General features: G+C 66.1%; 17 protein-coding genes and 1 pseudogene. 5 read left to right on the forward strand and 13 right to left on the reverse strand.

The window, feature by feature from the left end; genetic code table 11:
• The 8 genes and pseudogenes from GJV64_RS00820 to GJV64_RS00855 form a co-directional block, all read right to left on the reverse strand.
• Positions 1-242, reverse strand: a pseudogene (locus tag GJV64_RS00820) (DedA family protein); the annotation flags it as partial.
• An 89-nt stretch (positions 243-331) separates the two neighbouring features.
• A complete protein-coding gene (locus GJV64_RS00825; RefSeq protein ID WP_164155402.1) occupies positions 332-805 on the reverse strand; it encodes a hypothetical protein in 474 nt (157 codons plus the stop codon).
• Between the two features lie 96 nt (positions 806-901).
• The gene (locus GJV64_RS00830; protein ID WP_164155403.1) at positions 902-1,336 is read right to left on the reverse strand and encodes a baeRF12 domain-containing protein; all 435 of its coding nucleotides are present in this window, start codon (positions 1,334-1,336) and stop codon (positions 902-904) included.
• Between the two features lie 75 nt (positions 1,337-1,411).
• The gene (locus tag GJV64_RS00835) at positions 1,412-2,011 is read right to left on the reverse strand and encodes a hypothetical protein (protein WP_164155404.1); all 600 of its coding nucleotides are present in this window, start codon (positions 2,009-2,011) and stop codon (positions 1,412-1,414) included.
• A complete protein-coding gene (locus GJV64_RS00840) occupies positions 2,008-2,505 on the reverse strand; it encodes a hypothetical protein (protein WP_164155405.1) in 498 nt (165 codons plus the stop codon). Before GJV64_RS00840 ends, GJV64_RS00835 begins: the two co-directional genes overlap by 4 nt.
• A gap of 224 nt (positions 2,506-2,729) precedes the next feature.
• Positions 2,730-3,977: a thiolase family protein gene (locus tag GJV64_RS00845; protein WP_164155406.1), complete on the reverse strand. Its 1,248-nt coding sequence runs from the start codon at positions 3,975-3,977 to the stop codon at positions 2,730-2,732.
• A complete protein-coding gene (locus GJV64_RS00850) occupies positions 3,974-5,506 on the reverse strand; it encodes a class I adenylate-forming enzyme family protein (RefSeq protein ID WP_164155407.1) in 1,533 nt (510 codons plus the stop codon). The genes GJV64_RS00845 and GJV64_RS00850 overlap by 4 nt, the downstream gene beginning before the upstream one ends.
• Before the next feature lie 41 nt (positions 5,507-5,547).
• A complete protein-coding gene (locus GJV64_RS00855) occupies positions 5,548-6,768 on the reverse strand; it encodes a cytochrome P450 (RefSeq protein ID WP_164155408.1) in 1,221 nt (406 codons plus the stop codon).
• Between the two features lie 151 nt (positions 6,769-6,919).
• Between GJV64_RS00855 and GJV64_RS00860 the strand changes: the two genes are divergently transcribed.
• Together GJV64_RS00860 and GJV64_RS00865 are read left to right on the forward strand one after the other, a co-directional pair.
• Positions 6,920-7,237 (forward strand): EthD family reductase, encoded by a 318-nt coding sequence (locus GJV64_RS00860; RefSeq protein WP_164155409.1) that lies wholly within the window; start codon positions 6,920-6,922, stop codon positions 7,235-7,237.
• 29 nt (positions 7,238-7,266) lie between these two features.
• Entirely contained in the window at positions 7,267-8,007 is a 741-nt protein-coding gene (locus tag GJV64_RS00865; RefSeq protein WP_164155410.1) for an SDR family oxidoreductase, read from the forward strand.
• 18 nt (positions 8,008-8,025) lie between these two features.
• Here GJV64_RS00865 and GJV64_RS00870 read toward each other — a convergent pair whose 3' ends face one another.
• The 3 genes from GJV64_RS00870 to GJV64_RS00880 form a co-directional block, all read right to left on the reverse strand.
• On the reverse strand, positions 8,026-9,609 hold the full coding sequence (locus tag GJV64_RS00870; protein ID WP_235927534.1) for a fatty acyl-CoA synthetase: 1,584 nt from the start codon (positions 9,607-9,609) through the stop codon (positions 8,026-8,028).
• Positions 9,610-9,685: 76 nt separating this feature from the next.
• Positions 9,686-12,094: a TonB-dependent receptor gene (locus tag GJV64_RS00875; protein WP_164155411.1), complete on the reverse strand. Its 2,409-nt coding sequence runs from the start codon at positions 12,092-12,094 to the stop codon at positions 9,686-9,688.
• 69 nt (positions 12,095-12,163) lie between these two features.
• Positions 12,164-13,087, reverse strand: a complete 924-nt coding sequence (locus GJV64_RS00880; RefSeq protein WP_164155412.1) for an alpha/beta hydrolase — start codon at positions 13,085-13,087, stop codon at positions 12,164-12,166.
• 287 nt (positions 13,088-13,374) lie between these two features.
• On the opposite strand from GJV64_RS00880, the gene GJV64_RS00885 reads away from it, so the two are divergent.
• Positions 13,375-14,391 (forward strand): AraC family transcriptional regulator, encoded by a 1,017-nt coding sequence (locus GJV64_RS00885; RefSeq protein ID WP_164155413.1) that lies wholly within the window; start codon positions 13,375-13,377, stop codon positions 14,389-14,391.
• A 90-nt stretch (positions 14,392-14,481) separates the two neighbouring features.
• On the opposite strand, the gene GJV64_RS00890 is transcribed toward GJV64_RS00885, so the two are convergent.
• Positions 14,482-15,990: a flavin-containing monooxygenase gene (locus GJV64_RS00890; RefSeq protein WP_235927535.1), complete on the reverse strand. Its 1,509-nt coding sequence runs from the start codon at positions 15,988-15,990 to the stop codon at positions 14,482-14,484.
• A 271-nt stretch (positions 15,991-16,261) separates the two neighbouring features.
• Between GJV64_RS00890 and GJV64_RS00895 the strand changes: the two genes are divergently transcribed.
• Positions 16,262-18,427 (forward strand): PQQ-dependent dehydrogenase, methanol/ethanol family, encoded by a 2,166-nt coding sequence (locus GJV64_RS00895; RefSeq protein ID WP_164155414.1) that lies wholly within the window; start codon positions 16,262-16,264, stop codon positions 18,425-18,427.
• Positions 18,428-18,635: 208 nt separating this feature from the next.
• Positions 18,636-19,049, forward strand: coding sequence for a hypothetical protein (locus GJV64_RS00900; protein ID WP_164155415.1), 414 nt, complete (start codon positions 18,636-18,638; stop codon positions 19,047-19,049).
• A gap of 373 nt (positions 19,050-19,422) precedes the next feature.
• Here the strand turns inward: GJV64_RS00900 and GJV64_RS00905 are convergent, their stop codons facing one another.
• Positions 19,423-20,766 (reverse strand): phenylacetate--CoA ligase family protein, encoded by a 1,344-nt coding sequence (locus tag GJV64_RS00905; RefSeq protein ID WP_164155416.1) that lies wholly within the window; start codon positions 20,764-20,766, stop codon positions 19,423-19,425.
• Between the last annotated feature and the right edge of the window lie 99 nt (positions 20,767-20,865).

A 20,865-nucleotide genomic window follows, 5' to 3' on the forward strand; every position in this document is an offset into this window, starting at 1 on the left:
GCCGACAGCGGGAACCAGCGGCGGTGGCGGAAGCGCTCGGCACCGGCGCCCAGCCCATAGTTCAGCACGGCGCCCGCCACGTTGCCGATGGTGGCGACCAGCACCAGCAGCCAGGCCGCCGGCCGGCCGGCCAGCAGCAGTGCCGCCAGCACGGCTTCCGACTGGGCCGGCAGAATGGACCCGGCCAGAAAGGCGCTGGCGAACAGGCCTCCTAGCACGGCAGCGTCAGCCGGCACGATCATTCTGCAGTAACCTAGTTGATCTGGTTCACGGCGCCGACACTACCGGCCGGGACCAAGGATGCCCAGTGCGCCAGAGCGCAGGCGGCTGCTCAGGCCGGCCGCCAGACCGCCAGCACCACAGCCGCCACCGCCAGCGCCCGCATCACCAGAAAGAAGGGATCAAGCCAGTGGTAGAGCGCTCGGATCTCGGCGGTCACCGGCCCCGGCCCGGCGGGCAGGGCGTCGATCAGGGTCCCCAACCGCAAGGCGCGGGGGAGGATGATCCCCACCACCGCCAGCACGGTGAACATGATGCCCTGCTTGATGCCCAGCCACAGTTCGTTGAAGAAGCCCCAGCCCAGCAGCAGCGCCATCGCGGTTCCGGCCGCAAAGCTGATCAGCGTCGCGATGAACACCACCAGGTCGCAGCGGTAGATGAAGCGGATCAATGGCGCTTCCGCCGGGCTGCCGGCCTGGGTCAGGAACACCCGCCCCAGCCAGTATTCGCACAGCCCGAAGCCGATCCAGACGATGATGCCAAGCAGATGCAACGTAAGCAGCAGCTCGCGGTTCAGCAGATCCATGGTGTGCCCCCACCCCATTTGCAGCGCCACTTTACTAAGGGGCTGCAAGGCGGGGCAAGGTGGTCACCGACCGCCAGGCGCACGGCGGCGCGGCCTTCAGCGGGACAGGATCGCGGCGATGTCCGCCACCGTGTGGCCGGTCAGATTCTTGTCGAGTTCGCCGGCCAGCCGCGCCTTCACGGCGGGGCTGTAGCGGCGGCGGAGCTCTGCCAGCGTATCGGGCGGGGCGGCGACGAAGATGTCGCCGCTGCTGCCATTGGCGCGCTCGGCAAGGGCGGCCGCAGCCTCGCCGGCAAAGCGCGCCTCGGCCAGGGCGGCGAAATCCGTTTCGTCCAGCGCGCTGCGCGCGGTGCCGGTGCTGGCAAAGCTGCGGCCAGGCCTGTCTGTGCCCATCGCGCGGGCCGGGGCGCCCTTGCGCTCGGCACCGCCCTCCACCGTCAGGGCCGGCGCGCGGAAATCGCCCTGGTTGCGCAGCAACAGATATTTCTGGCCATCGGCCACCAGGATCAGCGCGTCGTGTCGGATGTGCATTGGCCTGCTCCCGCCTGTCATGCCTCAATGATGGGAACCGCGTGCGCGCCTGCCTATACGGGCGGTCCCTGACATTCAGCGCGGCGCGCCGCGCAGCCAGCGCATGACACCCAGCGGCGGCGGGTTGGTGGCGGCAAAGGCGCGCATCAGCGCCTCCACCTGGGGCCAGCTGCGCATCGTGCAAGTTGCGAAGTCGTCTGACGTCAGGCCAAGGGCTGCGCCACTGTCAGCCCCCAACGCATCGCACTCACTACGTCCCAGCTGCAGATAGCCGATATGGCTGCGGGCCGAGCGGCGCCACAACAGGCCATAGTCAAACCGCGGGCCATCGATGGCGTCCGGCTCGACAAGTTCGAGAACCATCAGGTGGCGGTCCGAGCCAATGGGGCGCAGGCGCATCAGGGCGATCGGCGCTTCGTTGTCGCTGGTGTTGCGGTCGCGCACTTCATACGCACGGCCCGTCCAGCGCACCCGCCACAGGAAACTGCTGTTGCGATCGAGATGCGGGGGTTGGCCGATCCGCAAGCGACGATTGTCCTCAGCTTCGGTCAGCCGCAGCATTGCCTTCAGCCCAAAGACCGGACGGGTGCCCGCATCGGGCATCAGGCTGCTGGGGCTGGTGGCGGCGGTGAGGGCAAGCCAGAGCGCCAGCGCTAATGCAGGCCGTCCCATCATGGCGGCGGCAGCGGAATGGCAACGCCAAATGGCTGTGGGCCGGTGCGGGCGAAGGCGAGCAACAGCGCTTCAACCTGGCGCCAGCTGCTCGGTCGGCAGGCGGCACGGTCGCGGGCGATGGTCAGAATGCGATCCAGTTCGGCTGCCTGAACCGCGTCGCACTCCTCGTTGTCATGATAATAGACGAAGCTGCCATCAGATTGGCGGGCCACAAGGCGGTAGCTGAAGGCGGCATCACCGTCCCACAGGGTCTGGGCGACGAACAGCTTCGCCGTGCCGGGCAGCGGCCGCACGGCGATGCGGCCGGCCGGCTTTCCGTCCGTATCGACGACGTCATAGCCGCTGGCCCGCCAGCGCAGGCTCAGCCGAAAGTTTCGGTCGGACTCCTGCAGCGGCGGCTTGCTGCCGAAGGGAACCCTTGCGGCGTGGTCCGCCTCCACCAGCTGCAGACCGGCCTGCGGCCCGAAAGGCTGGGCGCGACCAGAGCGCGGCATGATATCGGGCGGCGTTCCCGGCCATCCCTGCGCGGCAACCGTCAGCAGCCAAGTCACCGCCAAGGCTCGGCTTCGCTTCACGAAGGGTCGCATCATGCCATGATGCTAGGCGCCGCCGCCGGGCTGCGCATTCCGCACCACTGCGTAGGGTCGCTGCCGCGCAAGACATGGCCTGCCATCGCGGCGCCGAAGGCCGTCGCGACCGCGCTCATCCGGTCGGCCTGTCAGCGCTGCAGGATGATCACCGAGCAGGCGGCTTCGTCGAAGCCCATCACGCCGCCGCCATTTTCTGCCAGAGCGACGCGGGCACCCGCCACCTGGCGGGGGCCGGCTTCTCCGCGCAATTGCAGCATCAGTTCGTCGATCATCGACAGACCGGTGGCGCCCACCGGATGGCCCTTGCTGACCAGCCCGCCCGAAAGATTGATCGGGATGCTGCCGCCCAGCGTGGTGGCGCCGCTTTCCGCCAGCCGCCCGCCTTCACCGGGACCGCAGAAGCCCAGCATCTCGCTCTGGTAGATCTCGCAGAAGGAGGTGGCGTCGTGGACCTCGGCGACATCGATATCGGAAGCGGTGATACCGGCAGCCCGGTAGGCGCGTTCGGCCGCCAGCTTCGACAGGCCGGGCTCGTCGAGGCGGCGATACTTGCCCGAGGTCATGGTGCTGGCGGCAATACGCACCGCGCGGTCGCGGACGGCAGCGGGCTGGCGGGCCAGCCAGGCGCCCGAGCAGACCAGCGCGGCAGCGGCGCCATCACCGATGGGCGCGCACATGGCGCGGGTAAGCGGCCAGCTGATCGGGCGATCGGCCAGCACCTCGTCGGCGGTCAGGGCGAAGCGATATTGCGCCTTGGGGTTGTGGACGGCAGCGCTGTGGTTCTTGGCGCAGGCGATGGCGATCTGGCGCTCCGTGGTGCCATGGGTGCGCATGTGCCAGGCCGCCTGCATGGCATAGGTGTCCATGAAGATGGTGCGGCCGGGCCCTGGTTCGAACGGCTTGCCGGACGCCTTTCCGGCGTCGGCATAATAGGTCAGCCATTCATCACGGTCATACTGGTCGATGCCACCGTCGAAGAGCTGCTGGGTGCGCTCCGGGGCATCGGGCGCGTAGGTTTTCTCGACGCCCATGGCGAGGCTGAGGTCGGTCTGGCCGCTCAATATGTCCTTCCAGGCGCCGTGCAGGGCAATGGACGCAGTCGCACAGCCGCCCTCCACGTTGATCACGGGCACCCGCTCCGGGAACAGGCCCTCGCGGACCAGCGGGGTCAGGCAGACCTGCCCGCGGATGCTGCCCTGGCCATCGGTCCACATGCCGCAATTGCCGAACCAGGCCATGCCGATGTCGTTGCCATTGGCCAGCCCGGCATCGGCCAGCACGCCCAGATAGGCCTCGCGGGCAAGATCCTTGTGGGATCGGCCGGGAAACTTGCCGAACGCGGTGGAATAGCTGCCAACGATATAAACGTCTGTCATGTCGAAGGGTCCAGGGCGGCGCGCAGTTCCCGCTTCAGCACCTTGCCCAGCGCGTTGCGGGGAAATTCGGTGCGCAGTTCGAGCGCCGACAGCCGCTGGGTGCGCGCCAGCCGGGCATTGGCCCAGGCCAGCAGTTCATCCGGATCCGGCTGGCCGCGCGGGATGACAAGGGCAACCGGCGTTTCCCCCCACTTGGGATGGGGCACGCCAATCACGGTCACGTCCTGCACCGCCGGATGCTCGCCGATGACGGCTTCAAGGTCGGCCGGATAGATGTTGAAGCCGCCTGAGAGGATCATGTCCTTCTTGCGGTCGACGATGTGGAGAAAACCCTCCTCGTCGACAAAGCCGAGATCGCCGCTGCGCATGAACGGCCGGCCCCGGGGATCGCGCCAGGTGATCTCGGCATCGAGATCAGGCCGGTTGTGATAGCCGGTCATGGCGCCCGTGCCGTTGCCGACGATCTCGCCGATCTCGCCGGGCGCGCATTCGGCGTCGTCGCTGCCCACGATCCGCATGTCGAAACCAATGACGGGGCGGCCGACGGAACCGGGCCGCGCCGGCCGGTCCTGCGGCTTGCGCATTGTGGCAAAGCCCTCGCTGAACCCATAGAGCTCGTAGAGGTTGGGGGTGATGCGGGCAATCACGGCCTCGCGCGTGTCTGCCCGCAAGGGCGAGCCGGCAGACAGCAGCGCCTTCAGGCTGGACAGGTCATGCTGACCGCAGGCCGGATCATCGAGCGTGACGATGCACTGGGTGGGAACCATGAAGACATGGGTGACGGCGTGCCGCTCGATGAGGGCGAGGGCGGCGGCCGGGCTGAACTGTTCCATGATCACCGTCGTGCCGCCCATAAGCAGCGGCGGCAGCACCATGAACATCGTGCCATTGGAATAGAGCGGCGTGGTGGCGAGCGCCACCGTGTCGTGCGTCATGCCCAGTTCAAGCGCATTCGACCAGGCGAAATGGGTGCGGGCGCCGTGGTTCTGCACGATGCCCTTTGGCAGCCCGGTGGTGCCCGAGCTGTAGATGATGTTGAAGCGGTCCTGCGGCCCGACGCGCACACCCGGGTCGGTATCAGGGCTGGCGGCGAGCAGCGCATCCCCGTCCAGCCAGCCCTCGGCGACAAAGCCGAGGGCGATGCGCTGTATGTCGGCGGGCAGGTCGGCCGCTTCGACCAGTGCCCGGCAGGATGGTGACACGAAGATCATCCTGGCGCCGCTGTCGGCCAGCAGGCCGGCCAGCTGGGCGGGCGCCAGCATGCCGCTCAGCGGAACCATGCAGGCACCGGCCCTGACAATGCCGAACATGACCTGGAGCATCTCCAGCGAATTGTGCATGGCCAGCGCGACCGGCACATCGTGCCCCGCGCCCAGGCCAAGCAGCGCGTTGGCCACCCGGCTGGTGCCGCGGTCGAAGTCGCGCCAGCTCAGCTGATCGTTGCCGCAGATCGCCGCGATCCTGTCCGGCGCGAAGCGGGCGTGGGTGGACCAGATACTGGCAAGGCTGGCGAAGGCGGGTTCGATCATCGCGGAGCCGGTTCAGGACGATGGCGGGACGGCTGGCCGCATCAGCCGGTCACCATCCACATGTCGCGTACGCCGCGCATGGTGAGCGTGTCCATGTAGGTGACCTCGTCGCTTTCCATGGCAAGACCGGGGAAGCGCGCCAGCAGGCGGCCGATGGCGATGCGGGCTTCCGCCCGCGCCAGTGGCGCGCCAAGGCAGAAGTGGATGCCGTGGTTGAAGGTCAGGTGGCGGTTGGGCGTGCGGCCGATGTCAAACCGGTGCGGCTGCTCGAACACCCGCGGGTCGTGGTTGGCGGCGTTGACCATGGCGAACACCCGGTCGCCAACGCCCAGCGTCTTGCCGTGCAGATCGATGGGCGCCTTCACCACCCGGACCACGGCGCCGGTGGGCCCTTCATAGCGCAGCATCTCCTCGACCGCGCTGGCAATCAGGCCAGGCTCGGCGGCGAGACGGGCCCGCTCTTCGGGGTGGGCCAGCAGCGCGCGCAGGCCATTGCCGATCAGGTTGGTGGTGGTTTCATGCCCGGCGAACAGGAACAGGATGCAACTGCCGATCACCTCGTCCTCGCTGATCTGGCCAGCCTGCTGCAGCGAAACGAAATGGCTGATGATGTCCGCCCGGGGCGTGCGCCGGCGATCCTCGACAGCGGCGCGGAAATAGTCGGCCATGGCCACAATGCCGGTGCGGCCCAGTTCGTACTTGTCGTCGGACGCGGTGGCGTTGCCGAGGAAGGGCTGCAGCAGCATCGACCAGTCCCGCAGCGCGTCCATGTCGGTGCGGGGCACGCCGAGCAGGTCCATGATGACGCTGGCCGGCAGCGGGTTGGCAAATTCGCTGATGCACTCGAAGCGGCCATCACCGCGGGCGGCGATGCGATCGATGAGATCGTCGGCAATCTCGGTAATGCCGGTTTCGAGGTCGCGCATCACGTCGGCGGTGACCACCTTGTTCAGCAGGGTGCGCAGGCGCGTGTGGTCTGGCGGATCCTTGAAGGCCACCCAGGTGTTGAGATAGCGGATCAGGTCGCGCAGCTTGTCTTGCCCAGCGTCCGGCTGGGCAGCGAAGAACGGGGTCAGACGGTCCGAGGAAATGCCGCGATTGAGCTGCACGGTCTTCACGTCGGCATGGCGGGTGAGGACCCAGCCCTTGAGCACGGGCGACCAATGCACCGGGTCTTCATCCTGCAGCCGCAGCAATGCATCGAGCGGCCGCTGGATGACGCCAGGGTCACGCGGATCATAGATGAGGCTGTCAGTGGACATCGAGCTCCAGTACCCCCCGGAAGCCCCTTGGCTGTTATCAGCCGGTCGTTGACATGGCAACCGGTTGTTGGCTAGGCTCGGACTCCAAAGAGAAGAAATATCCAATTGGAATTCCAGAATTTTTTTGGAAGTTCCGCAGGGGAGGATTGTCATGTTCAAGCTGGTGGCCCTGTGGTCGGCGCCAAAGCCCGAGGATGTTGCAGCGTTCGAGAAAGCCTATGTGGGCACGCATGCCCCGCTGGCGCGGGCGCTGCCCAATCTTGCCGGGCTCGAGACCATCCGTTTTGCCGAAGGGCTGGAGGGTGCAGCGCCGGATTATTACCGCATCGCGGTGATGAGCTGGGCCGACAAGGCGGCGTTCGAACGTGACGGGCAGACCCCGGAATGGACGGCGCTGCGTGCCGATGCCGGCCAGATGCTGGAGCGCTTTGGCGTGACCCTGGCGTCCTCGATGGGCGAGGACGCCTGAACACCAGCGTCTGTTCGGAGGCAATTGCCATGGCCATTCTCGTCACCGGTGGAACCAAGGGCATCGGTCTGGCCATCGCGCGCCGTTTCGCGAAGCCCGGCACGCATGTGTTCCTCAACTATCGGGCAGACCAGGCGGCCGCCGAACGCGCTCGGGGCGAGATCGAGGCGGCGGGCGCGCATTGCCATCTGATCCAGGCCGACGTGGGGACGCCCGCAGGCGCGCAGGCGGTGCTCGATGCGGTGGCCGCACGGACGGACCGGCTGGACCAGCTGGTGCATTGTGCGGTGAAGGTGGTGGCCGAGCCGCTGCTGACCACCGACCCGCAGCTGCTGACAGAGGCGATCAATCTCAACGGCACGGCGATCGTCTATCTGGTGCAGGCCGCCCTGCCGCTGTTCCGGCCGGGTAGCACGGTGTTCTTCCTGTCCAGCCGCGGCAGCCGCACGGTGATCCCCAGCTATGCCGCCGTGGGCGCCGGCAAATCGCTGGCCGAAAGCCTGGTGCGCTATCTGGCGGCCGAATTGGCGCCGCTGGGCGTCCGCGCCAATTGCGTGGCGCCCAGTGCCGTGGACACCGAAGCGCTGCGCCAGGTCTATGGCGACCGCACCGACGAGATCATGCGGCAATCGGCGGCCAGCAACCCGTCTGGCCGGAACGTTGTGGACGATGATTACTGCAGCCTGATCGAATATCTGGCCAGCCCGTCGGCCGCGATGATCCAGGGGCAGGTGATCTTCGTGACCGGCGGCTCCTATCTAGCGGCCTGACGCGGGGCCGGCGGGGGGTCAGCGGGCGGAATCCAGCATCGACTGGCGCAGTTCGCGCTTCAGGATCTTGCCGCTGGCATTCCTCGGCAGGCTGTCCACGAACACGACGTTCTTCGGGGTCTTGAAGCCGGCCAGATGGGCGGCGCAATGGTCAAGCACGTCGGCCTGCGTCATCGTCATGCCGTCGCGCAGCACGATGATGGCGGTGACGGCCTCGATCCATTTCGGATCGGGCAGACCGATCACCGCGACTTCGCTGACGGCGGGGTGGAGGTAGAGCGCTTCCTCCACCTCGCGCGAGGCGACATTCTCGCCGCCGGACTTGATCATGTCCTTCTTGCGATCGACGACGGTGATATAGCCCTCCGCGTCGCTGATGCCGAGGTCACCGCTGTGAAACCAGCCGCCCGCAAACGCCTCCGCCGTGCGCTCCGGATTGTCCCAATAGCCGGTCAGCAGCTGCGGCGAGCGGTGCACGATCTCGCCAATCTCGCCCGGCGCCACCGGGTTCATGGCATCGTCGACGACCAGTGTTTCAACATGCAGCGTGGGGCGGCCGGCGGAGCCGAGGCGGGCGCCATGTTCCTCAGGGAACAGGATGGTCGCCACCGGCGCGATCTCGGTCTGGCCATAGAGATTCCAAAGGCGCAGCTGCGGCAGCCGGGCCTGGAGCTCGCGCAGGACTTCGACCGGCATGATCGAGGCGCCGTAATAGCCCTTCACCAGCGCCGACAGGTCCGCTTGCGCCATGGCCGGCGCCCGCAGCAGCGCGATCCAGATGGTCGGCGGCGCGAAGAAAGAGGTGGCGCGATGCTGCACCAGCAGGTTCAGGATATTGTCCGCAGTGGGCGTGCCGGTGATGATGTTGCGCGCGCCGATGTGCAGTGCCGGCCCGATCATCGCGTCGAGCTGGGCGCAGTGGAACAGCGGCATGGCATGGAGGGCCACGGTGTCGCTGGTCCATTCGCAATCGATGATGCAGCCCTGGTACTGCCAGAGCACGCTGTTGTGGGACAGCATGGCGCCCTTGGGCCGGGACTCGGTGCCGCTGGTGTAGACGATCTGGAGGATGTCTTCCCCGCCGCGCGTTTCGGTCGGGATGGGCTCGGCGCGGCGCAGGCTGGTCCATGAAGGGACGCCTGCAGGCGGCGGGGCTGCCTCGCCGTCCATGCCGAACAGCTGTGAGACGAGGCCGGCGCTGCCGCGGCGCGCGGTCTCGATGGTCGTGGCGTCGGCAAACAGCACCCTGGCCCCCGAATGCTCGAGGATGTAGCGCACGTCCTCGGCCGTCAGCATGAAGTTGATCGGCACCAGCACCGCATCGGCCCGGGCTATGGCAAAGCGCAGGGCAATGAAGGCGTGGCTGTTGCGGGCGAGGATGGCCACCCGGTCCCCGGGCTGCACCCCGATGTGGCGCAGGCCGGCGGCCAGACGTTCGGCCTCCTCGAAAAGCGCCCGGTAGCTCCACGTCGTGTCGCCGCAGATGATTGCGGTCCGCTCGCCATGGCGCTGGGCACTGCGCCGCAGCATCGCCGAAAGCGACTGGGCCCGGGCGCGGCCGATGGCCTGACCGGGCCCGAGTGTTTCACTGCTGGGCATCATCTCCATCCCGTGCCTGCCAGCCCGGGCGTGGGAAGAAGCGCCATGCGGCGGCTCCACCCCACGCCCGGCCTGCGGATCAGTTCCAGCGCACCCTGAGCGACAGGCCGTAGGTGACCGGCATGCCCACTGCCTGGGTGATGATGTTGTTGTACGAGATGATGTTCTGCACGTTGAAGGCGTTGAAGATGTTCTTGCCCCAGGCCGAAACGGTGAGCTTTTCGCCCGGGAAGGTGTAGCCAACCCGCGCATCGACCAGCGTGTAGCCATCGATGTTGAAGGGGATGCGGTCGAGCCAGCGGTTGACGCCATTGTTGGGGATCTGCAGTTCGTCCCCGGCGATGTAGGCCGGCGTGTCGGTGCGGAAATTCACCGTCCCGCCGACGAAGAACTCGCCGCCCGAGCTGGTTGGGATGCGGTAATCGACGTCTCCCACCAGCGTCCATTCGGGCGCGAACGGCAGCTTGCTGCCCTTGAAGTCCTTCTGCTGGCCGAACACGGTGATGCCGCTATATTCGTCGACCTCGGCCTTCAGGTAGCTGGCCGAACCGGTGAGGGTCAGGCCCTGGGCCGGCCGCACCGTCACGTCAGCCTCGACGCCGAAGATGTGCGACTTGGGCACGTTGTCGAGCCGCTGCAGCAGGCCGAAGAGCGCGGTGTTCACCGTGCCCTGGATCTGCTTGTCGCGGTAATCCTGGTAGAAGACGGCGCCGTTGAGCGAGATGAGATTGTCCGCAAATCGCGTCTTGAAGCCGGCTTCATAGGAGGTGACCGATTCCTGCTTGGCCGGCAGGAACACCGACTGGGTGGAACCGGTGATGACCGGGAAGGCGCCGGCCTTGTAGCCACGCGAGACGTTGGCATAAATCAGCGTGGTGTCCGACGGCTTGTAATCGACGCCCACGCGCCAGGAGACATTGTCTTCCGCGAGGGTGAAATTGAACGGCGTCCCCGGCAGATTCTGGTCGTTGAGCGAATAGCAGTCGCCGCGGCCCAGAGGCACCGTCGTATCGGCCAGGATCTGGCCCAGCAGCGTGAACAGTTCCGACACGTTCTGGGCATCGGTGCTGTCGTTGTTGCACATCCGGTTGCGGTTGCGACTGTTGGTGTAGCGGACGCCGGCCTTCAGCGTGAACTGTTCGCCCACGTCATATTCGCCGTTCGCGAAGAAGGCGTAGGTCCGCATCCGGCCCTGGTTGTCGACGTTCGAGCTGTGGATGAGGTTGTTGCCAACGCTGGCGAGCGAGTTGTCGCCGTAGGTGATTTCCTGGATCTGGTTGACCTTGCTCCAGTTGTAGTTGGCGCCAACCGTCCAGCGGAAACCGGCCGCGGTGGCGGACGCGTTAGACAGGCGCAGTTCCTGGTTGAAATCGACGATCGTGCCGTCATCGCGTGGATTGTCGACCAGCTCGAACTGCGAGCCGTCGAGATCGAACGACATCCGTTGGTAGAGGTGGTTGTAGGTGGTGATCGACGTCAGTGTGATGTCATCCGCCACGTCATAGTCGGCGCGCAGGAAGGTCTGGAAGATCTGGCGGTTGCCGCGCGGTCGCGGCGACTCCGTCTGCGACTGGTTGGCGTTGGCCGGGCGGCCGGTGGCAGACCAGTTGGCGGCGCGCAGGATGCGCGGCGTCAGCGGGGCGTTAAGTTCCTCGGGGAACGGCGCCGCCGGGTTCGACGGCAGGGACGCGATGATCTGCAGCGCCTGCGGCTGCGAATTGTCGACCGAGCCGTTGACGTTCAGTTCGAGGCGCAGCCGATCGGTCGGCTCCCACACGGTGATCAGGCGGGCGGCCACATAATTCTGGATGCCGTTGGAATCGGGGCGGGTGAAGTTATACTGCCAGGCATCGCGGTGTGCGGCATCGACAGCCAGGCGCATGCCCAGCGTGTCGGTGATCGGGCCGCTGACATAGGCGGTGCCGTGCACCTCGTTGAAGCGGCCATAATCGATGCTGAAGCCGGCCTGCAGGTCCTTGGTCGGCTTGGCGGCAACGAAGTTGATGGCGCCCCCGGTCGAGTTCTGGCCGAACAGCGTGCCCTGCGGCCCCTTCAGCACCTCGACGCGCTCCAGGTCGTACAGGGAATGGCCGGCGAGCACCGGGAAGGGCATGGGTGCCTGGTCGTTGGAGACGCTGACCGCCGGATAGACGCCGAGCGAGTCGGCGTTGAAGCCGACCCCGCGCAGCGTGAACACCGGCGTGCCGTGGGTGGACGGCGCCAGTGCCAGTGACGGCACCGACTGTGCCAGCTCGTTCAGCTGCACGATGTTGCGGTTCTCCAGCATGCTGGTGTCGAAGGCCGCGACGCTGACGCCAACCCGGCTGATGCTTTCGTTGCGCTTGTTGGCGGTGACGATGATCTCCTGATCATCACCCTGGTTGGCGACGGCCTGGCCATCAGCTTCGGCGGCCCATGTGGGCTGGGCGGCGGCGATTGCGATCAGAGCCGTCGACGACGCGACGATGGAACGGAAATGCTTCCTCATATTTCTCTCCCCTGGAAATTTTCTTGTTTGTTCTGATATTGTTATTTGTAGCAGTGGTGGTGATGCCGTTCAGTGCTGGAAGGTCTCCGAAAACAGCTTGATGGCGCGGCGCATGATCCGGTCCGCGGTCGGGAAGGCGCCCCGCATCGTGGCGATGCCATGGATGAGGCCGCTGGCTTCGATCAGGTGTGTCTCGACGCCCAGCGCGGCAATGCGACCAGCGAGGTCCCTGCCCTGGTCGCGCAGCGGATCAAGGCCTGCCGTCACGATCACCGCCGGCGCCAGATCGGCCGGCAACGGGTGCAGCACGGGCGAGGCTTCCGGCCCGGCCCTGTCGGCGGCATTGGGCAGATAATCCGTGATGAACCGGTCCATCAGCTTGCGATCGAGCACGAAGCCTTCGGCAAAATCCTTGTAGGAGCCGCGTTCGGGGCTGGTGCAGTCGACGAGCGGATAGATGAGCAGCTGCGCGACAACGCCGCTGCCAAGCCGGCTGGCGACATACAGCGCCAGGTTGCCGCCGGCGCTGTCTCCGGCGACCGCCAGCCCGGTGACAGGCGCATCAAGCACGGCCGGGCTGCCGGCCACGAACCGGGCAGCGGCGAGGCAATCGTCATGGGCGGCGGGAAACGGATGCTCAGGCGCCATCCGGTAATCGACGGCCACGACGCGCAGGCCGGTGGCGGCGGCGAGCAGCGAGCAGAACGGGTTGTGCGTATCGAGATCGCCGATCACCCACCCGCCGCCGTGCATGTAGAGGATGGCCGGACCAGCAGCTGCCGGCCCCGGAAAATAGGCCCGCATCCGGCAGCCGACGGCTTCGAAATCCTTTGTCGTGACTTGCGCTTCGGCCGGTACGTCGAACAGGGCGCCCATCTGCAGATAGGTGGCGCGCATGTCAGCAGCACTCAGGTCGGCAAGGTGCGGGCCCGGCTGTTCGGCAAGGCCGGCAAGCACGGCGGCGGTTTCCGGCAGCACGTACGGATCACTCACGGTTGGCATCCTGTGGCATGGAGGAAAGAGCGGGCGCCATCACCATGGCTGGAGCGCCACCGGCCGCCGCGCCGTCATGCCGCGCGGCGGCCGGCAGCAAATATTTGGAAAGTTTGCAGAAAATCCCCGACATTACCGTTCAGAGTAAGGGGCGTGGGGCGGCCTCCGCCATGACAGCTACCGCCAACTTATTGACACATCCGGCCACGGGCCCATAAGCTTCTGTGGGGAGTTTCACACATAGCGAGCGGGTGGACGCAATGGACACCAGTGCACTGCATGCCGTCTTGCCGGACCTGAGCGCGCGCATCATGCGCAGCGCGCTGGTCAGCGAATTCAAGCTGGATTGGTCTGACTTCTGCCGCAGCAGCAGCGTGCGCCCGATGCAGCTCGATGATTGCGCGGGCGAGCTGCTGGTGCAGGAAGAGATCATGCTGCAGCAGGCCTTTGCCGACTGCACGGCAGGCGCCGCGACGATCTGGTTCGACATCGGCCTGCGCTATCGGTCGATCAAGTATGGCCCGCTGGGCCTGGCCATGATGACGGCCGCGACCCTGGGGGAAGCGTTGGCGGTTGCCTGCCGCTACCAGTCGCTCACCTATTCGCTGATCACCTATGAATATGCGGCCAATGCCGATGGGTCCTGCGCCCTGAACGGCAACTGGAGTGACCATTTTCCGCACCTCCATGACTTCACCGAACATCGCGACCTGGGCGCGATCCGCACGCTGGTGGCAGACCTGATGGGTGGCGCACTGCCGCTGGAACGGGTGCGCGTGAAGGCGCCGCCACCGGCCAATTGGGCGCAGCTGCAGCATCTGTTTCCCTGTCCGGTGGAGTTCAACGCCGAACGCACCTGCTGGATGTTCCTGCCCGGCGCCGCGCACATGGCGCTGCCGCTGGCGGACAACGAGCTGCAATCCCTCTACACCTCACGCTGCGACTGGGCGATCGGGCAGGCCAGAACCACCGGGTCGATCCGGGACCGGCTGATGGACCGCCTCATCCGCCGGGATGGCTCGGCGCTCAGCGCGGGCGAAGCTGCACAATTGTTCGCACTCTCCGAACGGACGCTGCACCGGCGGCTGGCAGAGGAAGGCACGCGATTTTCCGACATCGTGGACGATGCCCGCTATGCCCGCGCCCGCCAGATGCTCGCGGACCGGCGCAACAGTGTCGAGATGGTGGCCTTTGCGCTGGGCTATGCCGAGCCGTCCAGCTTCAGCCGCGCCTTCAAGCGATGGTCAGGGATCGGCGCGCTGGAGTTCCGGCGCCGCGAACTGGGCGTGCCCCCGGCGCGATAGCACACGGAAAGGCGACGCTGAACCTGCTGGCGCGGTTCCAAGCGGCGGGAACCGCGCCAGTGCGCCGCCGGTCGCTGCAGGCGGTATTTCTCAGCTGTAGACGAATTCCTCGCCGTCGAGGTTGATCGAGGGAATATCCTCCGATTCCAGCCAGTAATCCTGCGAGTGCCGCCATTCCGGCAGGTCGCCCAAGCGCTTGGGCAGCTTGTCGAGGTCCCGCTTCAAATAGCCGGGATTGAAATTGTCGTCCTCGATCCAGGGGGTGAGCTCGTGATCGGCCAGCGACGGCGGCACTTCGATCCGGACTTCGCCGGCCTGCCGTGATGCCATGTGCTGCAGCAGGCGGCACACGAAATCGCCAAGCAGATCCACCCGCAGTGTCCACGCAGCGCGGAAATAACCGAACACCCACAGCATGTTGGGAACGCCGGCGAACATCATGCCGCGATAGGTGGGTGTGCGCGACCAGTCGACCGGCTTGCCATCCACCTCGAAGGCGATGCCGCCCATGACCAGCAGGCGGAAGCCGGTAGCGGCCACCACGATGTCGGCGTCAAGATGCTGGCCGGACGAGAGCTGGATGCCGGTGGGCGTGAAATGATCGATGGTGTCGGTGACGGCGGACACCTTGCCCTCGCGGATGCGCTCGAACATGTCGCCGTCGGGAATGAAGGCCAGGCGCTGTTGCCATGGGCGATAGCTGGGCGTGAAATGCGGCTCGAACTGGAAGTCCTCGCCGGCATATTGGCGGATCATGGCCTTCAGGTCCTCGAACACCTGCTCCGGCTCCTCGCGGGAGCGGCGGTCGAGGGCCTTCAGCTGGTCGAGGTAATCGAGACGGACGCAGCGGTGCACCGTGTCCTCGTCCACACCGATGGCGCGCAGCCGATCGGCAAGCTCGCTGCGGTTGGGATAGCAATTGAAGTAGGTGGGCGAGCGCTGCAGCATGGTGACATGGGCGGCCTTGTCGGCCATCGCCGGGATGACCGTGGCCGCCGTGGCGCCCGAACCGATCACCACGACCTTCTTGCCGGTGTAATCGATCTTGTCGTCCCATTTCTGGGCGTGGATGATCGGGCCCTTGAAATCCGCCATGCCGGGCCATTCCGGCATGTAGGGATTTTCGTGATCGTAATAGCCCTGGCACATCCACAGGAACTTGGCCCGATAGGTGGTGCCGGGCGAGCCGTCGGCCTGCCGTGTCTCGATGGTCCAGCGATTCTCCTGGCTCGACCAGGAACAGCGGGTGATGACGGTGCCAAAGCGGATGGCGCGGCCAAGATCATTCTCGGCCACGACGTTGCGCAGATACTTAAGGATCTCGTCGGCCGTGGCGATCGGCGGGCCGACCCAGGGCTTGAAGCGATAGCCGAAGGTGTAGAGATCGGAATCGGATCGCACCCCGGGGTAGCGGTGGGTGTGCCAGGTGCCGCCGATGTCCGGCTTGGCTTCCAGCACCACGAACGTCTTGTCGGGGCATTGCGTCTGCAGGTGATAGGCGCTGCCGATGCCGGAAATGCCGGCGCCGACGATCACGACGTCGAACTCCGCCACGCTGGCGCTGCTGCTCTTCATCTCCCGTTCCAGAACGTCCGCCATGTGCCCTTGCTCCTGAAGCTGGTGCCAGAAAACCCTGCCAGAAAACCCTTGTTGCCCGGCGCCGTCCCGGGTGACCGTCGGACGGCGCCACAGCCGGTCAAAATTCCCGATGCCGGGCTGCCTGACAACGGCGCGAACCGCCAAATATCTGGCCGTATGCGCCACGGCCGGCCTCGCCGTTCCCGGCAGCGTTCTGCCACACAGCGCCACTTGCAGCGGGGGCGACTGATGATAACATGCCGCCAACAAATATGGCTTCGGGGAGGAAAAAATGAAGGTTTCCAAGGGAATTAGCGCCATGGCCCTGGTGGCCGGGCTGTTGGCGCTGCCGTTCTCGCAAGGGGATGCTGCAACATCGGCCGCCGCGGCGCTGGTGGATGCACAGCGGCTGATGGCGGCCGCGGCCGAGCCCCAGAACTGGATGACGCATGGCGGCACCTACGCCGAGCAGCGCTTTGCCAACCTCGACCAGATCAACACGGGAAATGTCGAAAGGCTGGGCCTGGCGTGGAGCTATGAGGTCGACACCAATCGCGGCCAGGAAGCCACGCCGCTGGTGATCGACGGCGTGATGTACACCACCACCGCCTGGTCCAAGGTGGTGGCGCTTGATGCGGCGACCGGCAAGCAGCTGTGGACCTATGACCCCGAGGTGCCGAAGGATCGCGGCCATGCGGCCTGCTGCGACGTGGTCAACCGCGGCGTGGCGGCGTGGAACGGCATGATCTTCGTTGGCGCGCTCGACGGCCGCCTGATCGCGCTGGATGCCGCCACCGGCAAGGTGAAATGGTCGACCGTGACGTTCGACCAGAAGCAGCCCTACACCATCACCGGCGCACCGCGCGTGGTGAAGGGCAAGGTGATCATCGGCAATGGCGGTGCCGAGCTTGGTGTCCGCGGTTACGTGAGCGCCTATGACGCCATGACCGGCAAGAAGCTGTGGCGCTTCTACACCGTGCCCGGTGATCCGGCCAAGGGCCCGGATGGCGAGGCGTCGGACGAGATCCTGAAGGCGAAGGCCAGTCCGACATGGGACGGCAACAAATACTGGCAGGCCGGCGGCGGCGGCACGGTGTGGGATGCGATCGTTTACGATGCCGAGCTGGACCAGCTGTACATCGGTGTCGGCAACGGGTCGCCGTGGAACCACCAGATCCGGTCCAACGGCAAGGGGGACAATCTCTTCCTGTCGTCGGTGGTGGCACTCGATCCCAACACCGGCAAGTACAAGTGGCATTATCAGGGCACGCCGGGGGACACTTGGGATTTCACCCAGACGCAGCCGATCATGCTTGCCACCCTCCCGATCGACGGCAAGCCACGCAAGGTGCTGATGCAGGCGCCAAAGAACGGCTTCTTCTACGTGGTCGACCGGGAAACCGGCAAGCTCGTCTCGGCCAAGGGCTTCGTCCCGCAGACGTGGGCCAACGGCGTCGACATGGCCACCGGCCGCCCGATCGAGGTGGCCGGCCAGCGCTACCCGGACAAGACCATGGCGATGGTGTCGCCCTCGGCGCTGGGCGCCCACAATTGGCATCCGATGGCCTTCAGCCCCAAGACCGGGCTTGTCTATCTGCCGGCGCAGGAAATCCCGGGGGCCTACAAGACCGACGATGGCTACACGCACAAGCAGGGCGCCTGGAACCTCGCCGTCGCATGGGCGCTGAACGCGCCGACCAACACCCTCGAGGCCACGCGAGCGGCGCGTGCCATGCTGAAAGGCCAGCTGGTGGCCTGGGACCCGGTGGCCCAGAAGGAAGTCTGGCGCGTGCAATATGACGGTCCCTGGAATGGCGGCGCGCTGGCCACCGCGGGCAACCTGGTGTTCCAGGGCAATGCCAAGGGCGGTTTCCAGGCCTTCGATGCCCGGACCGGCAAGACCCTTTGGTCGTTCAACGCGCAGCGCGGGATCGGCGCCGGCCCGATCAGCTACATGGTGGGTGACACCCAGTATGTGGCGGTGATGGCCGGTTACGGCGGGGCGTGGGGGATGGCCGGCGGCCTGCCCGATGGCCCGCAGCGCATCCAGCCCAATGGCCGCGTGCTGGTCTTCAAGCTTGGCGGCACCGAAAAGCTGCCGACCTATGTGTCGCCCGAACTGGCGCCGGCCAACCCACCGAAGGACCGGTTCACACCGGCGCAGATCGCGATGGGCAAGGACATCTATGAAGGCAATTGCGGCATCTGCCACGGTGGCGGGGCGCGGTCGAGCGGCCTGGTCCCCGATCTGCGGCGCTCCGGCGCGCTCACCGACCGCAAGCTGTGGTCCGAAGTGGTCCATGGCGGCCTGCTGAAGGAGCAGGGCATGGTGAGCTTTGCCAAGTGGTTCTCCAAGGACGAGATCGAGGCCGTGCGCGCCTATGTGGGCGAACAGGCCAAGTTCCTCGCCACCGACGAGGGCCAGAAGCTGGCGCGCGAAGGGTCGCTGGCGCAGTAAGCTGGCGCCGCTTCCCTTGCCAGCCTGCGGTTAGGTACTGGCACGTTGATGTGGGGTTGCTGACGGGCGTCGTCAGCAACCCCCTCAATTTTTTGATCTTTGGCGGACGGCGGGGCGCCGCGACCAGCGCCGCACAAGCATCATCTGGGTGATGGGTGAGATTCTTAACCATGCTGCCGTTATTAGGTGGGCTGGTAAGGAGTCGCTTATGGGTACGCGTACAGACCCGAGTGTCGTGATTGCTGAATCGCTGGGGCCGCTGCTGAAGACGGCCATGGGTCCCCATGTAAAGAAGAGTTTCTTCGGCAAGTGGCAGGCCGGGGCCTTCCAGATCGGTTATGTGCAGCGACTGTGTGAGGCCATCGGCGAAGCGCTGTTCCTAAATGAGGATGTTGGCAGCCGAGCCTGCTTCAAGATATTGGCCGAATATTTTGATCTGGACGTGTTGAATATTCCGTCACTGATTTCATCAAACCAGCAGAAATACGCTGAGGGCATCTTGCTCGCCGATCGCCGGTTTCACCTCACCATGAAGCATAGCGATCTGTTTGAAAATCTGCAGCATGACGTGCAGACGACCATGGTTCAGGCGGCCCCGGCCCGGCAGCGCGTCGCCGGCTGACGGCGCCCATTCGCGCTGTCGATGTGGGGCTGCCAACCGGAACGGTCGGCAACCTCGTCATCTCCATGCTTCTGATGTGTGGCGGAGTCGAAGGCCGCCCGGATAGCGTCCCAGGTGTGTCCTGAAGGTCACATTGCCTGACGATGTTCCCAGCAAGTTGTTCTCGGGAAACGATAATTGCTCATGGCGTCCCCACCCGTATCGTGAAAGCCCCGCCCCGATGTGGGGCCAGATGAGGGACGACGGACATGCAACAGATCGCCGATGTGAAGGCCAAGACCATCAAGCCGGGTGACTTTGCCGAGGTGCTGCGCCCGATCTGGCTCGCGGAGCCCGAAACGGCCTCCCGCGTGCGGCAGCACTGCTGGACTGCTCAGAATTGGCGCACGAACTCCTCGAACTTGCCCGCAGGTGACCGGGGCAGGTCGGTATCGAACCAGGTGAAGCTGACGCCGAAGGGAAAATCGAGCGCGCGCTGGATTTCCGCCCGCAAGGCCGCTTCTTCCGCTGCCGTCACCGGCCGCGTCACGGCACACCGCACCTCCATCCGGTCAGGTGCGTGCTGGACATATTGAAACTGGCGGACAGGGGCCAGCCCGCCATAGTCGATCAGGCCGACCGGGGGCCAGAAGCGGGTGCCATCGGGCCTGACGAGCATGTTGCGCTCCCGGCCGAGGATGCGCTTGAGTGTCAGCGTGCCGCGCCCGCACGGGCACGGCGCCGCCGCTTCGGCATAGTCGCCGATGGCATAGCGGATGAGCGGCGTGGCGAAATTGTGCAGATCGGTGATGACCAGCTGGCCAATCTCGCCTGGCGCGCAGCGTTTGCCATCGGGTCGCAGGACTTCGACGATCAGGGATTCGCCGGCCACGTGATAAGCATCATGATCCGGGCACTCATGCGCGATATGGCCGAATTCCTGCGAGGAATAAGTGTCCCACAGCCGCACCCCGAGCACGGACAGGCAGCGCTGTCGCAGAGTGTCGGACACGGTCTCGCCGACGGTGCGCACGACCGCATCCGGGGCCAGAAAAGGCCCATGCGTCCCCACCAGATCAACGAGCGCGGCCAGCGTGGTGGGATAGGTCACCAAGTTGCCGGGCCCGAATTCCCGCAGCGCCGCATGAAGTCGCTGTGCGTCCCAGATCACAGGCAAGGCCAGGGAGCGCCCGGTGCGGGCAACAAGATCGGCCGGCAGGCCCCAGCTCGGCAGGTGGCGCGCCTCCAGCGAGGCCGAGCGCACGCTGGCCAGCGACCGCGCGAAATCGGTCTGCCGCCAACGATGCCCGCGCAACACATTGGCCGTCCACAGCAGTTGGGAGACACGCGTCCGCCTGACCACCACCGGCTCGCCGGTCGAGCCGGACGTCGACATGGTTTGGGTGGGGCCGTGGCCATCGGGCAGGGAGTCGGCGAACAGGCCCTGGGCATCCTGCAGCCAGCGGCGGCTGATGGGGGCGAGCGACCTGAACCCGTGCATGCGCGACAGCGCGTTGGCTGAAAGCCGCGCCGAGCGCAGCCGCTGCCGGAACGCCGGCGACTGGCGCTCGAAATGGCGCGCCAGCCGGGCCAGCTGCGCCAGTTGCCGCGCCTGCAGTTCGGCTGCGGGCAGCCGTTCGGCGGCCCGCAACTGCCGTTCAAGATCGATGACTGAATCGGCTTCGACAAGGTCCAGCCGTGGCGTCAGCAGGGGCCGAACCGGATCGGGGCTAGCCATGGCGCGTTGCACCCGTCCAGACGCGCTTCACGCCTGTGATGATCACCCCTTGCGCCAAGCTGGTTCCCTTCGTCCATCGCATTGGTGCTGATGCTATAG

The sequence above is a fragment of the Sandarakinorhabdus rubra genome (assembly GCF_010994245.1).
Taxonomy (GTDB): Bacteria; Pseudomonadota; Alphaproteobacteria; order Sphingomonadales; family Sphingomonadaceae; genus Sandarakinorhabdus; species Sandarakinorhabdus rubra.